This window comes from Polynucleobacter sp. HIN9, from assembly GCF_030297635.1.
In the GTDB taxonomy this organism is placed as follows: Bacteria; Pseudomonadota; Gammaproteobacteria; order Burkholderiales; family Burkholderiaceae; genus Polynucleobacter.
Window position 1 is genome coordinate 928,906 of record NZ_AP028140.1, and the last position, 19,142, is coordinate 948,047.

The window sequence follows — 19,142 nt, forward strand, 5'->3', positions numbered from 1 at the left end:
TGCTGCAAATGCCACGACTGTTGTTTAGTCTCCGTTAGCTAGATGCAAATGCAGTTGTGAGCGCGCAAAGTCACTAGGGTCGCTCTTACGATCCTCTTCCTTGTTTGCAATATTGCGTGCTGCCTCGAGTGCATCCAAATAAGCCTCGGTGATATCGCCCGTAATGTAATGGCCATCAAAGCACGATGCCTCAAAATTTTTGATATTGGGATTAATGTCTTGAACCGCTTTTTTCATATCCTCAACGCTTTGATAAATCAGCTGATCGGCTCCGATGAGATCATTGATTTCGTCATGGGTGCGGCCATACGCAACCAGCTCACTGCGGGTTGGCATATCAATGCCGTAGACATTGGGAAAGCGCACTGGCGGTGCAGCAGATGCAAAGATCACCTTCTTGGCTCCTGACTCACGCGCCATCTGCACGATCTCATACGAGGTGGTGCCGCGCACAATCGAATCATCGACAATTAAGACGGTCTTATCCTTAAACTCAATCCGCATCGCATTTAACTTCTGACGCACAGATTTTTTGCGTACCGCTTGACCAGGCATGATGAAGGTACGACCGATGTAGCGATTCTTAAAAAATCCTTCACGATAGGAGATGCCTAAGCGCTTTGCCACTTGAAGTGCAGCCGGTCGACTCGAGTCAGGGATTGGCATCACCACATCGATCTTACTAACGTCGGTCTCCGCCCGAATCTTCTCGGCCAAGTAGTCACCCATGCGCATGCGAACGTTGTACACGGTCACGCCATCAATGGTTGAATCGGGACGAGCCAAGTAGACATACTCAAAAATACATGGATTAAGACTAGCATTGGGTGCGCACTGCCGCGTATGAAAGTTTCCATCGAGATCAATGTAGATCGCCTCACCCGGCGCCACATCCCGCACGAAGGTGTAGCCCAATCCTTCCAGCGCAACCGACTCGGAAGCCAACATCCATTCCGGCCCATCGGGTGTATCGACCTTACCGATGCATAAAGGACGAATCCCAAAAGGATCCCGAAATGCTAACAAACCAAATCCAGCAATGAGAGACACCACTGCGTAGGATCCCTTCACCCGTTTGTTAAGGCCTGCGACGGCTTTAAAGATCGAGTCATCATCCAAGGCAGCACTGTTGGTCTCTTTTTGTAACTCATCAGCGAGGACATTGAGTAAGACCTCGGTATCGGAGCTAGTATTAATATGGCGGCGATCACGATAAGCCATTTCACTCCGCAGCATAGGGGCATTGGTTAGGTTGCCGTTGTGCGCCAAGATAATGCCAAAGGGTGCGCTGACATAAAACGGTTGTGCCTCCTCTTCACTGCTAGCCGAACCAGCAGTGGGATAGCGCACTTGGCCGATGCCTGCATTGCCTACGAGACTGCGCATATTGCGAGTGCGGAATACATCGCGCACCAAGCCATTGGCCTTATGCATCGCAAACGAATTACCGTTCATGGTGGCAATCCCGGCTGCGTCCTGGCCGCGATGTTGCAGCAGGAGCAAGGCGTCATATAAGAGTTGATTTACAGGTCGATGCGAAATCGTTCCGACAACACCACACATAGTTAGCCCCCTGCCGATCGGGAACGATCGGTCATTGAAATTGCATTTAACTGCTTTGCCCAGTTTTCAGGCAACCATGAACGGATTAGGCCCGTTCCCCGTTCAAGCACTGGCCGAATCGCAGAAGCTTGCCATGCCTGGGTGTCCTGTGCACCAGTGAGCGCCCCCAGCGTGCTTAATACAACAAGTACTAAGGCGCCCCGTACAAAACCAAACAATAATCCAAAGAAACGATCAACCAAGGTAAGCCCAGCGCTCGAGAGTAAGGACTGAAAGGCGCGAGCCAATAACCCAGCGGCAATGAGGACAGCAACAAAGATGAGTAGGAAAGCAGCAGCTAAGCGCGCGGTCTCATTGGGGATAAATGCCGAGAGCCATTCGGTCGCCAAATAATTACAGAAATGATAAGCGAGCCACGCAGCAGCAAACCAAGATGCGAGCGCAATGATTTCCCGAAAAAATCCGCGCCACAAGCCAATCACTGCTGAAACTATCAAGATGCCAATCGCAAAGTAATCTAAGGTTGTTAGTTGGATGGCGCCGAGTGACTGCATGATTAACTCTTATTCAGCTCAACGATGCGAGGGCTTAAGCCAAGGGAGCGGATTCGTTTCTCGGCCGACTCTGCCGCCTCGCGCTCAGTAAACGGGCCAGCTCTTAGCAAATAGAGCTTGACGCCATCCGCGTTATTGCGAGTCAGAACGTAATACGGAATCTTGTTCTCTTTTAACTTAGCAACCCAACCATTGGCACGCTCCTCAGAAGCAAAGGCCCCAATCTGAATCACAAACTTGCCATTGGCTGCTACCTTGACATCAGCTGCGCCAGCAGGCTCTTTGCTGGTGCTCACCAATTCTTCACCCGGTGCTAAACCTAAACTTTTATTTGGGGCATTCGAAGTTGCTGGGGCTGGGCTAGCTGGTTTTGGCACTGCCACCAGAGGGCTCGCGGGAGCAGGTGATGCAAGTTCAGGTTTTGGTTCTGCTTTCACTTCCACTGGTGGTTTTTTATCAGGTTCGGCATTGAGCACACCAGCTGCAGGATTAGGCAAGTTACTCACAATTTGCACCGTGATGTCATTAGCGACTGGTTTGGGTTGTTGATCCAAAATCTGCGGCAAGCCAATCACTGCAATTAATACCAGCGTAGCCGCACCGATTAAGCGGTGACGAGCACGTTGCTTTTCAGGATCCTCTGTCAGCGCAAGGTCTTCTCCATTATCTTCAGCAGACTTTGCGCGCTTTGCGAGGGTACGACGAGCCAGGGGCTCAATTTTTTGGGGGGCAGGCTTGCGTCGAAACAGATTCGATAAGAAGGTCATGGATCAATGTGCCTGGTTATTTCGATAAGCCATTACGCCTGCAACGGTATAGAAGGATCCGAAGACTGTAATTCTATCACCCTCACCTGCTTTATCCAACGCCGCTTGATAGGCAGCTCCTGGATTTGGGAACACTAAGGCTTCTTTGTTGAGAGCCTGCAAGCGTTTTACAAGATCGTGCGCTGAGGCAGCTCTTGGCGTTGGTAAATCGGTGCAATACCAATAATCAACGATATCTAACATTGGTTTGAGTACGCCTTCAATGTCTTTATCGGCCATTGCCCCGAACACGGCATAGGTGTATGGGTGATATGCCATAGCTTCAATACTTTGAGCCAAGGTGGCTGCCGCATGCGGATTATGGGCAACATCCAATACCACGGTGGGCCTGCCTGGCAGAACCTGAAAGCGTCCAGGTAACTCCACCAGTGCTAAGCCATTCCGAATATCTTGAGCGCTAACCGGTAATCGATCATGCAAGGCTATCAATGCAGCAATTACTGCTGAAGCATTGAGAAGTTGATTAGCGCCCCGTAATGCAGGATAGCCAAGACCACTAAAGCGCTTACCCCGTCCCGACCAACCCCATTGCTGTTGATCACCCGTAAATGAATAATCCTTGCCCATCAGGTAGAGGTCAGCACCAATCTCCTTAGCGTGATTGATCAAAGACGTGGGGGGCATCGGATCACCGCAGATTGCAATCGCCTTGGGTCGGAAGATACCTGCTTTCTCAAAAGCGATCGCCTCACGGGTATTACCTAAATAAGCCATGTGATCTAAATCAATACTGGTCACAATCGCGCAATCCGCATCGACAATATTGACCGCATCGAGTCGCCCGCCCATCCCGACCTCTAAGATCGCAGCATCAACCTTCGCATTGGCAAATAGATCCATGATTGCTAAAGTGGTGAACTCAAAATATGTGAGGGTTGGTGGATCACTCAATCGACAACGCGCCTGTTCAACTCGCTCAAAGGCGTTTAGTAAATCAGCATCACCGACATCAGCCCCATTAATTCTGGCGCGCTCGTTAAATCGCAAGAGATGTGGGGATGTATGACAAGCTACCTTATATCCGGCCGCCAGTAAGATACTTTCTAGAAATGCACAGGTCGAGCCTTTGCCATTCGTTCCGCCCACCGTAATCACGGGGCATGGAAACTTCAGTCCCAGCGATTCCTTGACCCGGGTAATACGGCCAAGTCCCATATCGATTCCTACTGGATGTGCAGTCTCCAAGTGGGATAACCACTCGTCTAGGTTTGAAAATAGAATTGGTTGGCTCTGCTGGGGTTCAAGCACGACTTAGCTCAAACTATTAGTTTGCAGCAATTGCTTTGGTAGCTTCTCAGCCGGGATCTTTTGCAATAAGGCGAGTAATTTTGCGAGTTCGGCGCGCATCTGACGACGGTCAACAATCATGTCGATGCCGCCTTTTTGCATCAGAAACTCGGAACGCTGAAATCCTTCGGGCAATTTCTCGCGCACGGTTTGCTCAATCACGCGCGGACCGGCAAAGCCAATCAAGGCCTTTGGTTCAGCCATCACCACATCGCCCATGAATGCAAAACTGGCTGAGATGCCGCCCATCGTGGGATCGGTCAATACGCTAATGTAGGGCAACCCTGCTTGCGAGAGCTTGGTTAGCATCGAGTTTGTTTTGGCCATTTGCAAGAGTGATAACAAGCTCTCCTGCATGCGTGCGCCGCCAGTTGCAGTAATACAAATGAAGGCGCATTTTTTCTGGATGGCCTCTTGAACACCCCGCACAAAGCGCTCACCCACTACCGAGCCCATCGAGCCACCCATGTACTCAAACTCAAAGCACGCCACCACTGCAGGAATGGATTCAATCTTGCCAGCAATTACCACCAAAGCTTCTGATTCACCCGATGCGTCACTGGCTTGCTTTAAACGATCTGGGTATTTTTTACTATCTTTGAACTTGAGAGCATCAACCGGATACACTGATTCACCAATTTCAACGCGAGGCTTAGGATCTAATAAATGATCAAGGCGTTTGCGCGCATTGATGCGCATATGGTGGGAGCACTTTGGGCAAACCGAAAGATTGGCTTCAATATCGCTGCTGTAAAGAACCGCATCGCACCCGCCACATTTGACCCATAAACCCTCGGGGACGGTCTTCCGACTGGCCGGATCGCTTTGTTGGATCTGGGGCGGAAGTATTTTGTCAATCCAGCTCATAGCGGTATTGTAACGACCTTCAATCCTGGTCTAAAGCCTGGCGGATTTCGTGGATAAAGCGCTCAAGCACCACCAACTCTTCACCCTTTTTTGCCTCTTCAAGTAATTGAACAATCCGACTACCAATCACGACTGCATCAGCTGTTTTAGAAACCGCTTTGGCACTCGCCGCATCCCGAATCCCAAACCCAACGGCAACCGGAATCGAGGTCGCTTGCCGAATCAGGGGCAATACACTCGCTACATCTTGCGTATTTAAGTTACTTGCACCGGTGACGCCACGCAGCGATACGTAATAGATGTAACCCGCTGCAATTTGTGCGGCATGATGAATACGTTCTTGACTTGAGGTGGGTGCCAACAAGAAGATTGGATCAATACTCTCACTGCGCATTTGTTTAGCAAACTCTTCGCATTCTTCAGGTGGATAATCCACAATCAATACACCATCAACGCCAGCTGCTTTAGCAGCTTTTGCAAATACCGCGTGACCCATCTGCTCAACTGGATTGGCGTAACCCATTAACACCACGGGAGTGTTTTGATTCTTTTGTCGAAACTGCTGCACATTGGCTAAGCATTGCTTGAGTGTTACGCCTTGTGCAAGGGCGCGCTCGGACGAACGCTGAATCACAGGGCCATCAGCCATTGGGTCTGAGAAAGGAACGCCCAACTCAATGACATCAGCCCCGCCCTTCACCAAGGCATGCATGACGTCCACGGTTAAATCAGGATGCGGGTCGCCCGCTGTAACAAAGGGGATCAGCCCTTTTTTATTTTTGGCCTTGAGATCTGCAAATACGCCAGCAATCTTTGACATGAATTAGCCTTCCGAACCGGTTGCTTGAGCAACGGTATGCATGTCTTTATCGCCCCGACCCGAGAGATTAATCAAGATCACTTTATCTTTACTTAAGGTCGGTGCCAATTTGCAGGCATACGCCACTGCATGAGAAGACTCAAGTGCAGGAATAATGCCCTCAATGCGGCAGCAGTCATGGAAGGCCTTTAACGCATCCTCATCCGAAATCGCCACATACTCTGCTCGACCCGAATCTTTTAACCACGCATGCTCTGGTCCAACACCGGGGTAGTCCATACCAGCTGACACTGAATGGGTCTCGGCAATCTGACCGTTCTCATCTTGCAAGAGATAGGTACGATTGCCATGAAGTACGCCCGGTTTGCCGGCGCACAGTGCCGCGGAGTGATCACCGGTATTCATGCCGCGACCTGCAGCCTCAACGCCAACCAAACGTACGTTAGGCACATCAATATACGGATAGAAGATGCCCATGGCATTTGATCCACCACCCACGCACGCTAATACATAGTCGGGCTGGCGACCAATCATCTCTGGCATTTGGACTTTGCACTCTTCTCCAATCACACTCTGAAAATCCCGCACCATCATAGGATAAGGATGAGGGCCGGCGACTGTACCAATGATGTAGAAGGTGTTTTCCACATTGGTAACCCAATCGCGCATGGCTTCATTGAGCGCATCTTTGAGCGTTTTACTACCTGACTCGACTGGCACCACTTTGGCGCCGAGCAACTTCATGCGATATACATTTTGGGCTTGGCGCGCAACATCGACAGAGCCTTGATAAACCGTGCAGTCCAGACCAAAGCGAGCACAAATGGTAGCGGTTGCCACGCCGTGTTGACCCGCACCAGTTTCGGCAATGATGCGAGGCTTACCCATGCGCTTAGCCAACATCGCTTGGCCAATCACATTGTTAATCTTATGAGCTCCGGTATGGTTCAGATCTTCGCGCTTGAGATAAATCTGCGCCCCACCCAATTGCTCACTTAAGCGTTTAGCGTGGTAGACCGGGGACGGACGACCCACAAAGTGTTTGAGTTCGTAATGAAACTCCTCAATAAATGCTGGGTCATGTTGGTATTTTGCGTAGGCTTCTTTGAGCTCGTTTAAGGCATACATCAATGTCTCAGAGACAAAGATGCCACCATAGGGGCCAAAGTGACCACGTTCATCTGGTTTGTCGTACATAGGTACCTCGACTTGGTTTAACGCCTGAGCGTTAGGAATAACTGCTTGGATTTGTTTGATCGGCGCTTCGTACTGCATCCGCAAACTGCCTGATTAATACCGGGTCTTTTACCCCTTTATGAACCTCGACTCCGCTCGAGATATCAACCGCGCAGGGGCGCAGACGAGCGATCGCCTCGCCAACGTTGTGCGAGCTCAATCCACCACTCAAAACGACCCGATGCGCGTTTACGTTTGCCCATGTGTCCGGTATTAGGTTCCAATTGAAGGCGGTACCACTACCGCCGTAGCCATCGACGAGTGCATCTAGCAAAAAGCCGGCGGCATCCCCATATTGTAGGGAAAATTCTGGGAAATTGAAGGACTGGCCAATTCGGGCGGCTTTGATCCAGGGTAGACCCCCTGAAAGCCGCCGACACTGCTCAGGGGTCTCGTCCCCATGAAATTGCCATAGAGTAATAGCAGCATTCGCCCGAATCTCCTCCATCTGATTGGGGGTGGGATTAACCACCAACCCTACAGCATCCATTGAGGCAGGTAATTGGGTAATGAGGGTGCCAGCATCTTCTGGGCTAATCGCTCTAGGGCTTTGGGGATAAAAGACAAAACCCACCGCATCGACCTGAGCCGCCACCGCCGCCTCAATATCGGCGGGTGTGCGCAAGCCACAGATCTTGATCCGAGTTCGGTTAGGGGTAAAAGTGAGTAAGCCCATCGTTAAGATTGGAGCATAAGCTCTTTTGGAAAACTGGCATTTTGCAGATGCGGTGCTGGGATGGCAAATTCGTCTGGATAGGCCACCCTTACCAAGTACAGCCCATCCGGAGCAAAGGTTGGCGCTGCTAAGTCCCGATTTCTGCCATCAAGGATGGTTTTCATCCAGTGACTGGGTTGCCGCCCTTGGCCAACATGCAAAAGACTACCAACAATATTGCGCACCATGTGATGTAAAAAGGCATTGGCCCTAAACTTGAAATACACAAAGGGTTGTTGATCCAAGATAGCACATTCATAAAGATGCTTCACAGGGGTTTTACTCTGACACTCCGACGCCCGAAATGATGAGAAATCATGTTCACCCACTAAGTGCTGTGAAGCAGTTTGCATTTGCTTAATATCAAACCATTGACCGGCTGGCAGCATCTGGTAGCCGTAGCGCTGATGCAAAACGGGCGAGCGTGTTGGTCCAGCCAGTAAGGCATAAATATAGGTGCGCTCTTGTGCACTAAAACGTGCATCGAAATCATCGGCGACAGGCTTTGCCCAGTTCACCACCACATCGGGCGGCAAGAAAGTATTGATGCCTCTCACCCATGACCAATCCTCACGCTCTACCTTCGCATCAAAGTGCACCACTTGCCCAAGGGCATGCACCCCCGTATCGGTTCGCCCTGCCGCGGTGACTCGCACTGCTTGTCCGTCCCCAACGAACTGACAAATCGCTGATTCAAGGGTGGCTTGAACGGTCGGTTGATTGGGCTGAACTTGCCATCCGCAGTAGGCGCGGCCGTCATATTGCACGCCTAGAGCAATCCGCGTCATTTAACGATCGTTGCGTTGATTAATCTGTGCCATCATGCCACGAGCGGCGATGGTAATCTGCGGATCAACCTGACTACTCACCAGCAAAATCTCTTCCAAGGCTTTGCGCGCTGCGACAAAGTCTTCAATCGTGATGTAAGCCTTCACCAAATTGAGCTTTACCCGCAAGGCATCAGCCTCATGCTGCTTAGGTGAGTCTAAGTTGAGGTCAAGACTCGACAAAATAGCGGCCGCTTTGGGTGGAATCGCTGTGGGGCTCGAAGCTAGCTTGGTCTCTTTGGCATCAACGGATGATTCATGAGAATGCGATTCAGCACGGCGGGTGTAGCGGGCTAGAGACCAAAGCAGCAAAGCTGTGATACCAATGAACCCAACCCCTACTACGGCTGGTCCCCATTGATCCATGCCTGACTTCGGTGTAGCAGAATCACTCGGGCTCACGCCCTCTTTGCGAGCCTCTAAGAGCTTTTGGAGGTCAGCAATATTTTTCTCAAGCTCTGCCACGCGTGCCTTGCTTTGTGCCAAGGCCTTTTCTTGGGCAACCATTTCCTCCGCATAACGCCGTGTATCAGCCTCGCTACCTGCGCCTGGGCCAATGCGCAAGCGATCCTCGCCAACACCCGGTGTCGGGTTCAAGGCCTGATTCGCTACACGACTTGAGGCAGCGCTTTGACCTGATCCGCCCTCCTGTTCCAGCCATGCGCGGTTTGCCTCTTGTGCAAACTCTTTTGCTTGTGCGGGAGTAATGGAACCCAACAAGGTGGCATCGGGCTTATTGAGTTGTGCGCCAGCTTTTAGGCGATGAATACTACCCCCAATAAATGCATCGGGATTGGCTTTGTATAAAGCAAGCAAGGCTTCGTCCATATCGGCGCTACCCAATTGCGGTCTGATCTGCGAAGCGATCTCACTCAAACTTTGGCCCGGTCGCACCGTGACCTGGCTAACGTCGCCGACCATCAAGCTATAGGTCTTGGCAATACCACCGTTCGTCCATTTGAGCCCCAAAATGATGTCAACAAATGGATCCTTCCCGGTTTCAATGGGGTTCTCGGTTTGCACCACGATCAGAAATTGCTCGGGCTGATTGCGCTTGAGGGTAATGGATGGCTTGTAATCCAAAACGCGTGTAGAGATCCCCAAGCGCTCATAGTCAGCCTTGGCAACCGGATCAATCGCTAGCGACTCGAGATAGGGTCGATCCTCAATACCGGTTCGCACTGGAATCTCCGCACGCAATGGCTCCTTAGGTTTGGACAAAATAATGGGCGATCCCAAGGTCACCGCCTGCGCGGTCGGCCACATGAAAAAGATCACGATGGCCAGTACGAGCCAGTTAAAAAGGGTTTGCAGAACGCAACGCCAAGGCATCATAGATCTTGTCTTAGGTATCAAGCAGAATGCGTAGCATGCGACGCAGAGGTTCAGCGGCACCCCATAGCAACTGATCGCCGACCGTGAATGCACCGAGATACTCGGGACCCATGGCTAATTTATGCAAGCGCCCAATTGGAATCGTCATGGTGCCACTGACTGCTGCTGGCGATAGCTCACGCTCGGTGATCTCCCGCTCATTAGGAACGACTTTCACCCACTGATTATCGGCCGCCAACATCTTCTCGATCTCAGCGAGCGGAATATCTTTCTTTAACTTGACGGTTAAGCCCTGTGAGTGGCAACGCATCGCGCCAACACGCACACAAATGCCATCAATGGGAATGCTGCCTGGTGACCGAAATGGCGGATTACCCATAATCTTGTTGCACTCGGCTCCCGCTTTCCATTCTTCTTTGGTCTGACCGTGTTCAACCGGCACATCAATCCAAGGAATCAGGCTCCCAGCTAATGCAGTGTTCCGAAAGTTGGTTTTGGGGAACTCTGCCGAACGAATGGTCTGCGCTACCTTGCGATCAATATCCAAGATCCATGAGGCTGGATTAGCGAGTTCGCTGGCAACGCTATGATGCAAAGTGCCCATTTGTTCGAGAAGCTCGCGCATATTGGCAGCTCCAGCACCAGATGCTGCTTGATAGGTCATGGCACTGATCCATTCCACATGACCGCTTTTGAGAAGTCCGCCCATCGCCAGCATCATCAAGCTAACCGTGCAATTACCACCGATCCAGTTCTTACCGCCCGAGTCCAGCGCCTTATTAATCACAGGCCGATTAATGGGATCCAACACAATCACTGCGTCGTTTTCCATCCGCAGTGCACTCGCTGCATCAATCCAATGCCCCTGCCAACCCGCTGCGCGCAGTTGGGGGTAGATCGCTTTGGTGTAATCACCGCCCTGACAGGTCAAAATCACATCGCAGCGAGCTAAGGCCTTTACATCATTGGCGTCTTGCAAACGAGTCTCACTTTTAGTAACGCGTTGACCATTGATCAATGGCACCTCGCCACCGGCATTACTAGTGCTAAAGAAGACAGGTTCGATATGAGTAAAGTCGTTCTCGTCTTGCATGCGTTGCATCAGCACACTGCCAACCATGCCACGCCAGCCGACCAAACCAACTACAGGATTAATTAAAGGGGTATATGCCATATTCAAGTTCTTTTAAAGAATTTATTAACTAAGAGCTGCAACCACGGCATCACCCATCTCTGAGGTAGATACACGTTTCATTCCAGCGGTATCAATATCAGCCGTACGATAGCCTTGAGCCAGAACGGTTTGTACAGCCTTCTCAATACGCTCGGCTTCATTTGCTAAGTTAAGAGAAAAGCGCAACATCATCGCTGCTGACAAAATGGTTGCCAAGGGATTGGCAATATTCTTTCCAGCAATGTCAGGGGCTGAACCATGGCTGGGCTCATACAAACCTTTATTGTTCTTATCGAGCGATGCCGAGGGCAACATCCCAATCGAACCCGTGAGCATGGCAGCTTCATCGGAGAGAATGTCTCCAAACAAGTTACCGGTTACGATCACGTCGAAGGATTTGGGGGCTCGCACTAATTGCATGGCAGCGTTATCCACATACATGTGACTTAACTCTATATCGCTGTATTCCTTCGCAATGCGGATCATGACCTCGCGCCATAATTGCGAGGTCTCCAACACATTCGATTTATCCACACTACACACTTTGCGATTGCGCTTGCGTGCCGCTGCAAATGCTACATGTGCAATACGCTCAATTTCGGGTTCGCTATAGCGCATGGTGTCAAAACCTTCGCGCGCCCCAGTAAAGAGGCCATCAGGGGAATTACGAATACCCTTGGGGGAACCAAAATAGATATCGCCGTTGAGTTCGCGCACGATCAAGATATCGAGGCCACCCACAATTTCAGGTTTTAGGCTCGAGGCGGCGGTTAACTCCTTGTAGCAAATCGCTGGGCGGAAGTTTGCAAAGAGGCTCAAATGCTTACGCAAACCCAAGATCGCTTGCTCGGGTCTTAACTCGCGCGCTAGAGTGTCGTATTTCCAGTCGCCCACCGCTCCAAATAAGATGGCGTCGGCTGCTTTGGCTAAATCGAGAGTGGCTGGGGGTAAGGGATGTCCCGCCACGTCATAGGCGGCCCCGCCAACTGGAGCAGTTTCCATCTCGAGAGGCAACTTGAGCGCTTCTAGAACTTTTACGGCTTGCGCAACAATTTCCGGACCAATGCCATCGCCCGGGAGAACAGCAATTTTCATGATGAACCTTTATGTAATGGCGCTAGCCCATTGAGCGCCAGGAATGCGTCAGTCTACGGGAGCTGGGTCGCAAGCCATGGCATGCGCAATATGCGTTCTGCCTCAAAAGCTTTTATTTTATCGGCATGCCGTAAGGTCAGACCAATATCGTCTAGACCGTTGAGCAAACAATACTTCCGAAATGGAGTGACCTCAAAGCGATAGCGACGCCCATCTGGGGCAATCACTTCTTGGCTCTCAAGGTCAATGGTGAGCTGATAGCCTGAGAACGCCTTGGTCTCATTAAATAGATGATCGACCTCTTGCTCCGATAAAACGACGGGTAAGAGGCCATTCTTAAAGCAGTTATTGAAGAAGATATCGGCAAAACTTGGGGCAATAATGGCTCGAAATCCGTATTGCGCTAAGGCCCATGGCGCATGCTCACGGGAGCTTCCGCAACCAAAGTTCTTACGAGCCAGCAAAATTCCAGCACCTTGGTAGCGCGGTTGATTTAGGACAAAGTCAGGATTTAGGGGGCGCTTCGAACAGTCTTGACCAGGCTCACCCTGATCCAAATAGCGCCACTCATCAAAGAGGTTCTGACCAAAACCGGTCTTCTTAATTGACTTCAGAAACTGCTTAGGAATAATCGCGTCGGTATCGACGTTCTCGCGATCCAATGGGGCAACTAGTCCCTGGTAAACCGTAAATGCATCCATGATTATTTGACCGGTGTGACTGTAACGTCTTTGTTATTGGTACTTGTGCTTGGAGTACTTGCTGGATTAGGTGCTGTCTCAGCGGGCTTCGCCTGAGGATCCATTTTCTTGCCCATCTCCTGCAAATCCTTGCCAACGCCTGTCCAAGTGTTGGAGCAGGCCACTAGCGTGATCACTGATAGAAACATTAATCCAGAGCGCATCAAAGAGTTCATATTCATATTCTAGAAAAGATCAGGCAATCTTGCGCACATCCACAAAATGCCCCTCAATTGCTGCTGCGGCTGCCATGGCAGGACTCACCAAATGGGTTCGGCCACCCGCCCCCTGACGCCCCTCAAAATTACGGTTGGAGGTTGAGGCACAGCGCTCCTCAGGTTCCAGACGATCAGCATTCATGGCCAGACACATCGAGCAACCAGGCTCGCGCCACTCAAAGCCCGCGGCCTTAAAGACGCGATCAAGACCTTCGCGCTCTGCTTGTGCTTTCACTAAGCCAGAGCCGGGAACGACCAAGGCTTGCTTGACATTGACCGCTACCTTCTTACCTAAACGCTCAACTACTTTTGCGGCAGCCCGCAAGTCCTCAATACGGCTATTAGTGCATGAGCCAATGAATACTTTATCGACATAGATCGTATCAAGCGGCAAATTGGGTTCAAGCCCCATGTATTGCAAGGCGCGCTCCATTGCTTGACGCTTGACAGGGTCACGCTCGCGCTCTGGATCAGGCACGCGACTACCAATCGGCAGAACCATTTCTGGGGAGGTGCCCCAACTGACTTGGGGGGCGATCTCTTCAGCCCGCAACTCAACCACGCGATCAAAATGGGCGCCAGGATCTGAATGCAAGGTACGCCAATATTGCAAGGCTTGGCGTAAAGCCTCGCCTTTGGGGGCATAGGGGCGACCTTGGATGTACTCAATGGTAGTTTCATCGACCGCCACGAGGCCAGCACGCGCACCGGCTTCAATGGCCATGTTGCAAATGGTCATGCGCCCTTCCATCGATAGCTGACGAATGGCTTCACCTGCAAACTCAATGGTGTAACCGGTACCACCAGCGGTACCAATCTTGCCAATCACAGCCAAGATAATGTCTTTTGCAGTGCTTCCTGGTTGCAGGCGACCCTCAACCCGCACCAACATGTTTTTGCTCTTTTTCATGAGCAAGGTTTGGGTTGCAAGCACATGCTCAACCTCGGATGTACCAATCCCAAAGGCCAATGCTCCAAATGCACCATGCGTGCTCGTATGCGAATCCCCGCACACTACGGTCATCCCAGGCAAGGTAGCGCCCTGCTCAGGGCCAATCACGTGTACGATGCCTTGCCGTTGGTCATTCATCTTGTATTGGGTAATACCAAAGCGATCGCAATTTTGATCTAAGGTATCCACTTGCAACTTCGATACCGGATCGGCAATTCCTTCGGAACGATCCGTAGTTGGGACATTGTGATCCGAGACCGCGAGGTTGGCTGACACACGCCAGACTGGGCGTGCAGCGAGACTTAGGCCCTCAAAAGCTTGCGGGCTGGTCACCTCATGAAGTAACTGTCGATCGATATAGATGGTTGCTGTGCCATCTTCCTCCGAATGAACGACGTGTTCATCCCACAACTTGTCATAAAGCGTACGCATAATTCCCTTTAAAGCAAAAGAAGCAATATAACGCTTATTTTCGCTCAGAAACAGGAGGTATGGCTCGTGGGGTTGCGCCGATGAACAACTGACGTGGACGACCAATCTTGTATTCAGGATCGGTAATCATTTCTTCCCACTGGGCAATCCAACCAACGGTTCGGGCCAGCGCAAAGATGCAGGTGAACATCTCGGTTGGGATGCCGAGTGCTCGTTGAACGATGCCGGAGTAGAAATCCACGTTTGGATAGAGTTTGCGACCTACAAAGTAATCGTCCTCAAGCGCAATCTTCTCAAGGGTCATCGCGAGCTTAAAGAGCGGATCGTTCTCCAATCCAAGCTCTTTGAGAACCTCATGACAGGTCTCACGCATGAGCTTAGCGCGCGGATCAAAGTTCTTGTAGACGCGATGGCCAAAGCCCATCAAGCGAACATTGGAGTTTTTATCTTTCACTTGGGCAATAAACTCACCAATTTTCTCGACACCACCACTTGCTTGAATATCATTCAACATTTCAAGGCAAGCTTCATTAGCACCGCCGTGGGCTGGGCCCCAAAGGCATGCAATACCGGCAGAGATGGCGGCAAACGGATTAGTCCCTGAGGATCCAGCCAAGCGAACGGTGGAGGTCGATGCATTTTGCTCATGATCGGCGTGCAAGATGAAAATGCGATCGAGCGCACGAACTAAGACCGGATTGACTTTATAAGGCTCGCATGGCGTTGCAAACATCATGCGCATGAAATTTGCCGTGTACGACAGGCTGTTGTCTGGGTACATGAACGGCTGGCCAATCGAGTACTTATACGACATGGCCACCAAGGTTGGCATCTTGGCAATCAAGCGAATTTGGGCAATCTCCCGCGCCTTCGCATCACCATAATCAATCTCATCATGGTAGAAGGCCGCCATGGCACCGACCAAGCCAGTTAATACGGCCATCGGATGCGCATCGCGCCGGAATCCCCGCAAGAAGAACTGCATTTGCTCATGCACCATGGTGTGATGCATCACCATGTCCTGAAACTCACGATTTTGCTTCTGATTCGGTAACTCACCATTAATCAAGAGTTGGCAAACTTCTAGGAAGTCACAATTCTTGGCTAGATCTTCAATGGGATAACCGCGATAGAGTAATTCGCCTTTATCCCCATCAATGAAGGTGATCTTTGAACTACATGAGGCGGTCGATAAAAAACCAGGGTCGTAAGTGAACTTTCCAGTTTGACCGTAGAGCTTACGAATATCAATCACATCGGGACCTTGGGTACCCTTATAGATTGGCAGCTCGATGTCGGGCGTACCGTCTGAGAAAGAAAGTTTGGCTTTGATGTTCGATTCAATCATGGTTTATTCCCAATCAGTCAATGCAATTCATTATCGTTGACGCAACATACCCAATACCGCTCGAGCAGGCTCAGAATCCATCGCTGGATTTAACTCTTTGCGAGCCAACAACAAATCCAGCAAATCATTGTCATCCAATTCCAAGAGCGTGGATAACGCCCTGCCCTGCTCATCATTTAGTTCATGAGCGTATCGATGAAAGAAACGCTCCAGAATTAAATCGTTTTCCAACAATCCGCGTCGCGCTGCACTGCGAAGCTGATAAATCTTCTTAGCGTCAAGGCTCATACTGCCCGACGCACCATCAATTCTTTAATCTTGCCAATCGCTTTAGTTGGGTTGAGATGCTTTGGACAAACATCAACGCAGTTCATGATGGTATGGCAACGGAACAAGCGATACGGATCTTCCAAATTATCTAAGCGCTCAGCGGTTGCTTGATCACGGCTATCGGCAATAAATCGATAGGCTTGAAGCAGGCCTGCCGGACCAACAAACTTATCGGGATTCCACCAAAACGATGGGCATGAGGTTGAGCACGACGCACACAGAATACACTCATACAAACCATCGAGCTCCTCACGCTCTGCTGGACTTTGCAAACGCTCTTTCTCGGGTGGCGGCATGTCGTTAATCAAGTAAGGCTTGATCGAGAGGTATTGCTTAAAGAACAAAGTCATGTCGACGATCAGATCGCGAACCACCGGTAGTCCTGGTAATGGACGCAAAGTAATCTTCTGCGGTAAGGAACGCATATTGGTCAGACATGCAAGGCCATTCTTACCATTGATGTTCATCGCATCAGAGCCACATACGCCCTCACGACAGGAACGACGATAAGAAATACTTTCATCTTGTTTCTTCAGCGAGATCAGGGCATCTAAGAGCATACGCTCACCCTTGAGCTCTAACTCATAGCGTTGCATCCGAGGAGCTTTATCAACGTCTGGATCGTAGCGATAAATTTCAAAGATACGGGTATCACTCATAGTCTTTATCCAAGTATTAGAACGTACGCTCTTTGGGTGGAACTGATTCCACCGTCAGGGGTTTAAGTTGCACCGGCTTGTAATCCAATTGATTGCCTTCGTACCACAGGGTATGTTTCATCCAGTTGGCATCATCCCGTTTAGGGAAGTCATCATGGGCATGAGCACCACGACTCTCCTTGCGAGCGGCTGCCGAGATCATCGTGGAGTTTGCCGTCTGAATTAAGTTATCAATTTCTAGCGCCTCAATCCGCGCAGTATTGAAGATCTTTGATTTATCTTTGACCCACAGGTGTTTAGCACGCTCAGTGAGCTCTGCCATTTTGCGCACACCCTCATCGAGCAACTCTTGATTGCGGAACACGCCGGCGTAGGTTTGCATGGTCTTACGAATATCGTTGGCAAGATCTTGCGCATATTCACCCGAACTGCTGTTATCAAGCTTAGCAATGCGCTCAAGCGTGAACTCACCTGCGTCTGCAGGCAATGGTTTGTGCTCACGCGCTTTCAGATTGGCCTGCACGACATGATTACCTGCGGCGCGACCAAAGACCAGTAGATCTAAGAGCGAGTTGGTACCCAGACGATTTGCGCCGTGTACTGATACACACGAGCACTCACCAATCGCGTAGAGACCGTTCACAATCGTGTTGGGATTGCCATTCTTGGGAACCACCACTTGACCATGAATATTCGTGGGAATACCGCCCATCTGATAATGAATCGTTGGCACCACAGGAATGGGTTCTTTGGTCACATCCACGTTCGCAAAGTTCATACCAATTTCGTAGACCGATGGTAAGCGCTTCATGATGGTCTCTGCACCAATGTGCGTGAGATCCAACACCACGTAATCACCATCTGGACCACAACCGCGGCCTTCTTTGATTTCTTGATCCATCGAACGTGATACAAAATCACGTGGGGCCAAATCTTTCAGTGTGGGTGCATAGCGTTCCATAAAACGCTCACCATTTTTGTTACGCAGAATCCCGCCTTCCCCACGACAGCCCTCGGTCAGCAAAACACCTGCGCCTGCCACACCGGTTGGATGGAACTGCCAGAACTCCATATCCTCTAGAGGCAAGCCGGCACGCGCCGCCATACCCATACCGTCACCGGTATTGATGTATGCGTTGGTTGAGGCGGCCCAAATGCGCCCTGCTCCACCTGTAGCCATCAAAGTAATCTTGGCTTCGAGGATATAAACCTCGCCCGTTTCCATTTCTAGTGCGGTAACACCAACTACATCACCCTCTGCGTCCCGAATTAAATCAAGCGCAAGCCACTCAACAAAGAAATGGGTCTTTGCTCTGACGTTGCGTTGATACAAAGTATGCAACATGGCATGTCCAGTGCGGTCAGCTGCTGCACAAGCGCGTTGCACAGGCTTCTCGCCATAGTTTGCGGTGTGGCCACCAAAGGGGCGTTGGTAAATCGTGCCATCGGCATTGCGATCAAATGGCATACCGAAATGCTCAAGCTCATAGACCACCTTGGGTGCCTCGCGGCACATGAACTCAATCGCGTCTTGGTCACCCAACCAATCAGAACCCTTCACCGTATCGTAGAAGTGATAGTGCCAGTTGTCCTCGCTCATATTGCCAAGCGATGCACCAATACCACCTTGGGCAGCAACGGTATGCGATCGGGTTGGGAATACTTTTGATAAGACTGCAACGCTAAGTCCTGCTTCTGAAAGCTGCAAGGCTGCACGCATCCCAGAGCCGCCGGCCCCCACGATCACAGCATCAAAACGCCTGCGGGGAAGTGATTTTTTAATGGCTGTCATTTCTTAGACTTTCCATAAGATCTGAATGGCATACGCAGCACAGCCGACGAGCCATAAAACGGTAATAACTTGTAAACCCAAGCGAATGCCAACGGGCTTGACGTAATCCATCCAAATATCACGCACACCAATCCAGGCGTGATAGAAAAGGCTTAACAATGCGAGAAGGGTCAGCACCTTCATCAAAGGGTTGGCAAACAATCCTGCCCAACCGTCATAGCTGGGATTGCCATTCAGAAGATAAGCAATCAATAGAACAATGGTGAATGCGACCATCACAATCGCGGTGACGCGCTGAATAATCCATTCTTTAAGCCCATAATGGGCGCCAACCACCAGACGCTTAGGACCAATATTATTTTTTGACATAG

20 protein-coding genes are annotated in these 19,142 nt (G+C 50.6%); all 20 read right to left on the reverse strand.

Annotated elements, in window-relative coordinates:
• Positions 1 to 24: 24 nt before the first annotated feature.
• The 20 genes from purF to sdhD are packed head-to-tail and all read right to left on the reverse strand — an operon-like array spanning position 25 to position 19,140.
• Positions 25 to 1,563 (reverse strand): amidophosphoribosyltransferase, encoded by a 1,539-nt coding sequence (gene purF, locus QUE62_RS04935; RefSeq protein ID WP_286224816.1) that lies wholly within the window; start codon positions 1,561 to 1,563, stop codon positions 25 to 27.
• Positions 1,564 to 1,565: 2 nt separating this feature from the next.
• Entirely contained in the window at positions 1,566 to 2,117 is a 552-nt protein-coding gene (locus QUE62_RS04940; RefSeq protein ID WP_286260932.1) for a CvpA family protein, read from the reverse strand.
• 2 nt (positions 2,118 to 2,119) lie between these two features.
• Positions 2,120 to 2,884, reverse strand: coding sequence for an SPOR domain-containing protein (locus QUE62_RS04945; protein ID WP_286260933.1), 765 nt, complete (start codon positions 2,882 to 2,884; stop codon positions 2,120 to 2,122).
• 3 nt (positions 2,885 to 2,887) lie between these two features.
• The gene (gene folC / locus QUE62_RS04950) at positions 2,888 to 4,165 is read right to left on the reverse strand and encodes a bifunctional tetrahydrofolate synthase/dihydrofolate synthase (RefSeq protein ID WP_458574834.1); all 1,278 of its coding nucleotides are present in this window, start codon (positions 4,163 to 4,165) and stop codon (positions 2,888 to 2,890) included.
• 30 nt (positions 4,166 to 4,195) lie between these two features.
• Entirely contained in the window at positions 4,196 to 5,098 is a 903-nt protein-coding gene (accD, locus tag QUE62_RS04955) for an acetyl-CoA carboxylase, carboxyltransferase subunit beta (protein ID WP_286260935.1), read from the reverse strand.
• 19 nt (positions 5,099 to 5,117) lie between these two features.
• A complete protein-coding gene (gene trpA / locus QUE62_RS04960) occupies positions 5,118 to 5,918 on the reverse strand; it encodes a tryptophan synthase subunit alpha (protein WP_286260936.1) in 801 nt (266 codons plus the stop codon).
• A 3-nt stretch (positions 5,919 to 5,921) separates the two neighbouring features.
• Positions 5,922 to 7,115: a tryptophan synthase subunit beta gene (gene trpB, locus QUE62_RS04965; protein ID WP_108508454.1), complete on the reverse strand. Its 1,194-nt coding sequence runs from the start codon at positions 7,113 to 7,115 to the stop codon at positions 5,922 to 5,924.
• A 31-nt stretch (positions 7,116 to 7,146) separates the two neighbouring features.
• Entirely contained in the window at positions 7,147 to 7,830 is a 684-nt protein-coding gene (locus QUE62_RS04970) for a phosphoribosylanthranilate isomerase (protein ID WP_286260937.1), read from the reverse strand.
• Positions 7,831 to 7,832: 2 nt separating this feature from the next.
• Complete coding sequence (gene truA, locus QUE62_RS04975) at positions 7,833 to 8,657, reverse strand: tRNA pseudouridine(38-40) synthase TruA (RefSeq protein WP_286260938.1); 825 nt, start codon at positions 8,655 to 8,657, stop codon at positions 7,833 to 7,835.
• Positions 8,658 to 10,031: a FimV/HubP family polar landmark protein gene (locus tag QUE62_RS04980; RefSeq protein WP_286260939.1), complete on the reverse strand. Its 1,374-nt coding sequence runs from the start codon at positions 10,029 to 10,031 to the stop codon at positions 8,658 to 8,660. It abuts the gene before it with no gap.
• Positions 10,032 to 10,041: 10 nt separating this feature from the next.
• A complete protein-coding gene (asd, locus tag QUE62_RS04985) occupies positions 10,042 to 11,205 on the reverse strand; it encodes an aspartate-semialdehyde dehydrogenase (protein ID WP_286260940.1) in 1,164 nt (387 codons plus the stop codon).
• Between the two features lie 24 nt (positions 11,206 to 11,229).
• Positions 11,230 to 12,300, reverse strand: coding sequence for a 3-isopropylmalate dehydrogenase (gene leuB, locus QUE62_RS04990; protein ID WP_286260941.1), 1,071 nt, complete (start codon positions 12,298 to 12,300; stop codon positions 11,230 to 11,232).
• Between the two features lie 53 nt (positions 12,301 to 12,353).
• Positions 12,354 to 13,001, reverse strand: a complete 648-nt coding sequence (gene leuD, locus QUE62_RS04995; protein ID WP_286222999.1) for a 3-isopropylmalate dehydratase small subunit — start codon at positions 12,999 to 13,001, stop codon at positions 12,354 to 12,356.
• A 2-nt stretch (positions 13,002 to 13,003) separates the two neighbouring features.
• Positions 13,004 to 13,216, reverse strand: a complete 213-nt coding sequence (locus QUE62_RS05000; RefSeq protein WP_286223000.1) for a hypothetical protein — start codon at positions 13,214 to 13,216, stop codon at positions 13,004 to 13,006.
• Between the two features lie 19 nt (positions 13,217 to 13,235).
• Positions 13,236 to 14,645, reverse strand: a complete 1,410-nt coding sequence (leuC, locus tag QUE62_RS05005) for a 3-isopropylmalate dehydratase large subunit (RefSeq protein ID WP_286262569.1) — start codon at positions 14,643 to 14,645, stop codon at positions 13,236 to 13,238.
• A gap of 31 nt (positions 14,646 to 14,676) precedes the next feature.
• Positions 14,677 to 15,990, reverse strand: a complete 1,314-nt coding sequence (gene gltA / locus QUE62_RS05010) for a citrate synthase (RefSeq protein WP_286260942.1) — start codon at positions 15,988 to 15,990, stop codon at positions 14,677 to 14,679.
• A gap of 30 nt (positions 15,991 to 16,020) precedes the next feature.
• The gene (locus QUE62_RS05015) at positions 16,021 to 16,278 is read right to left on the reverse strand and encodes a succinate dehydrogenase assembly factor 2 (protein WP_286223002.1); all 258 of its coding nucleotides are present in this window, start codon (positions 16,276 to 16,278) and stop codon (positions 16,021 to 16,023) included.
• Positions 16,275 to 16,979: a succinate dehydrogenase iron-sulfur subunit gene (locus QUE62_RS05020; RefSeq protein ID WP_286224825.1), complete on the reverse strand. Its 705-nt coding sequence runs from the start codon at positions 16,977 to 16,979 to the stop codon at positions 16,275 to 16,277. The genes QUE62_RS05015 and QUE62_RS05020 overlap by 4 nt, the downstream gene beginning before the upstream one ends.
• Before the next feature lie 16 nt (positions 16,980 to 16,995).
• Positions 16,996 to 18,771: a succinate dehydrogenase flavoprotein subunit gene (gene sdhA, locus QUE62_RS05025; RefSeq protein WP_286223004.1), complete on the reverse strand. Its 1,776-nt coding sequence runs from the start codon at positions 18,769 to 18,771 to the stop codon at positions 16,996 to 16,998.
• A 3-nt stretch (positions 18,772 to 18,774) separates the two neighbouring features.
• Positions 18,775 to 19,140, reverse strand: a complete 366-nt coding sequence (gene sdhD / locus QUE62_RS05030; RefSeq protein ID WP_286260943.1) for a succinate dehydrogenase, hydrophobic membrane anchor protein — start codon at positions 19,138 to 19,140, stop codon at positions 18,775 to 18,777.
• Positions 19,141 to 19,142 lie beyond the last annotated feature (2 nt).

What these genes read in the sequence shown, in the direction of transcription:
- asd (WP_286260940.1), bottom strand. Translation starts at nt 11,205, where the DNA reads ATGGCATATACCCCTTTAATTAATCCTGTAGTTGGTTTGGTCGGCTGG.
- sdhA (WP_286223004.1), bottom strand. Translation starts at nt 18,771, where the DNA reads ATGACAGCCATTAAAAAATCACTTCCCCGCAGGCGTTTTGATGCTGTG.
- QUE62_RS05020 (WP_286224825.1), bottom strand. Translation starts at nt 16,979, where the DNA reads ATGAGTGATACCCGTATCTTTGAAATTTATCGCTACGATCCAGACGTT.
- trpB (WP_108508454.1), bottom strand. Translation starts at nt 7,115, where the DNA reads ATGTACGACAAACCAGATGAACGTGGTCACTTTGGCCCCTATGGTGGC.
- truA (WP_286260938.1), bottom strand. Translation starts at nt 8,657, where the DNA reads ATGACGCGGATTGCTCTAGGCGTGCAATATGACGGCCGCGCCTACTGC.
- leuD (WP_286222999.1), bottom strand. Translation starts at nt 13,001, where the DNA reads ATGGATGCATTTACGGTTTACCAGGGACTAGTTGCCCCATTGGATCGC.
- accD (WP_286260935.1), bottom strand. Translation starts at nt 5,098, where the DNA reads ATGAGCTGGATTGACAAAATACTTCCGCCCCAGATCCAACAAAGCGAT.
- purF (WP_286224816.1), bottom strand. Translation starts at nt 1,563, where the DNA reads ATGTGTGGTGTTGTCGGAACGATTTCGCATCGACCTGTAAATCAACTC.
- QUE62_RS05000 (WP_286223000.1), bottom strand. Translation starts at nt 13,216, where the DNA reads ATGAACTCTTTGATGCGCTCTGGATTAATGTTTCTATCAGTGATCACG.
- trpA (WP_286260936.1), bottom strand. Translation starts at nt 5,918, where the DNA reads ATGTCAAAGATTGCTGGCGTATTTGCAGATCTCAAGGCCAAAAATAAA.
- QUE62_RS04970 (WP_286260937.1), bottom strand. Translation starts at nt 7,830, where the DNA reads ATGGGCTTACTCACTTTTACCCCTAACCGAACTCGGATCAAGATCTGT.
- QUE62_RS04945 (WP_286260933.1), bottom strand. Translation starts at nt 2,884, where the DNA reads ATGACCTTCTTATCGAATCTGTTTCGACGCAAGCCTGCCCCCCAAAAA.
- QUE62_RS04980 (WP_286260939.1), bottom strand. Translation starts at nt 10,031, where the DNA reads ATGATGCCTTGGCGTTGCGTTCTGCAAACCCTTTTTAACTGGCTCGTA.
- gltA (WP_286260942.1), bottom strand. Translation starts at nt 15,990, where the DNA reads ATGATTGAATCGAACATCAAAGCCAAACTTTCTTTCTCAGACGGTACG.
- QUE62_RS05015 (WP_286223002.1), bottom strand. Translation starts at nt 16,278, where the DNA reads ATGAGCCTTGACGCTAAGAAGATTTATCAGCTTCGCAGTGCAGCGCGA.
- sdhD (WP_286260943.1), bottom strand. Translation starts at nt 19,140, where the DNA reads ATGTCAAAAAATAATATTGGTCCTAAGCGTCTGGTGGTTGGCGCCCAT.
- leuB (WP_286260941.1), bottom strand. Translation starts at nt 12,300, where the DNA reads ATGAAAATTGCTGTTCTCCCGGGCGATGGCATTGGTCCGGAAATTGTT.
- QUE62_RS04940 (WP_286260932.1), bottom strand. Translation starts at nt 2,117, where the DNA reads ATGCAGTCACTCGGCGCCATCCAACTAACAACCTTAGATTACTTTGCG.